The sequence below is a fragment of the Caballeronia arvi genome (genome assembly GCF_001544695.2).
Taxonomy (GTDB): domain Bacteria; phylum Pseudomonadota; class Gammaproteobacteria; order Burkholderiales; family Burkholderiaceae; genus Caballeronia; species Caballeronia arvi.
Map to the genome: position 1 here is coordinate 1 of NZ_FCOM02000254.1, position 1,181 is coordinate 1,181.

The 1,181-nt window shown below is 62.7% G+C and carries 2 protein-coding genes; both read right to left on the minus strand.

Going from position 1 to position 1,181, the window contains the following annotated elements:
• Positions 1 to 242: carbamoyltransferase N-terminal domain-containing protein (locus tag AWB74_RS44730; RefSeq protein WP_327363366.1), on the minus strand; the 242-nt coding region annotated here is incomplete at its 3' end.
• 2 nt (positions 243 to 244) lie between these two features.
• Positions 245 to 1,181 (minus strand): glycosyltransferase family 9 protein (locus AWB74_RS44735; protein ID WP_061152826.1); only part of this gene is annotated, 937 nt, incomplete at its 5' end.

A 1,181-nucleotide genomic window follows, 5' to 3' on the forward strand; every position in this document is an offset into this window, starting at 1 on the left:
GAGAAGAGATGCGGATCGTATGAGTACGCGACGTGATCGACATCGGCGAGTTCGATGCCCGCTTCCTTGAGGCAATAGTCGATGGCATCGAAAGGAAGCTGCCACGTCGAGAACGGCACGGGACGCTTCGCGTGCTTCACATGCGTGAAGCGCTCGTCTTCGGCAGCCGCGATGACGACGCCATCCTTGGCGAGCGCCGCGGCGCTGTCGTGATAGACCGCATTGATTCCCAATGTGTACATGACTAACTGACCTGTATTGTCGAGTTGATGAGCGATGCGTTTTCAGACAGTTCAAGCACGGCGGACACGACCTCGTCCACGCCGACCTGGACGAGGCACGCGTGATGGCCTTCGGGACACACGCTGCGATAACACCATCGGCACGGCACGTCGTGATAAAGCACGCGATGCGGCGTTTGCCACGGCATGTGCTGCGGATTCGTCAGCGCGTAGAGATCGACAACGGGTGTGCCGAGTGCCGATGCGAGATGCACCGGCCCGCTGTTGTTCGACAGCAGCACGCGCGCATGCCCGATGAGCGCCCCGAGTTCGCCGAGTTCGAGCGCCCCCGAGAGATCGATCGCATGGGCGCTATCTCCGCATGCTTCGCGGCATAGCGAGCTTTCGCCTGGCGAGCCTGTTACGAGCATCGGCCATCGCAATTGCGTGCCGAGACGTTCGATGACTTGCGCGAAGCGCTCGGTCGGATATCGGCGCGGAGCGGCGGTCGCGCCCGGATGCACGACGATGAACGGCGCATGCAGATCGACGCCGCGTTCACCGAGCTTTTGTGCGAGCGACGCGGCATCGTCGGGGCGCACTTTGAAGCGCATTCGCGTATCGGTTGCGCGCGCACCGACTCGCGCGACGAGCGCAAGCTGACGTTCCACTTCATGCCGCGTGCCGTGCTGCGGCTCGGTTTCCTGCACCCAATCGGTTAGAAGGCCGTATGGATTCTCGCGACAATGCGCGAGCCGCAGCGGAATGCCGGCGAGATGACATAGCATCGCCGCAGGCAACGGGTTCTGGCTGTACACGCTGAAGATCACGGCCGCATCGAACTGCGATGCCGCGAGGCGCGCGCGCATCGCGAGGTCAGAGCGCGCGTCGATCGGGGCATCCTGCTTGACCCACGGCGCGTCGTATTCGATCACGTCATCGATCGCATCGATGAAAGGC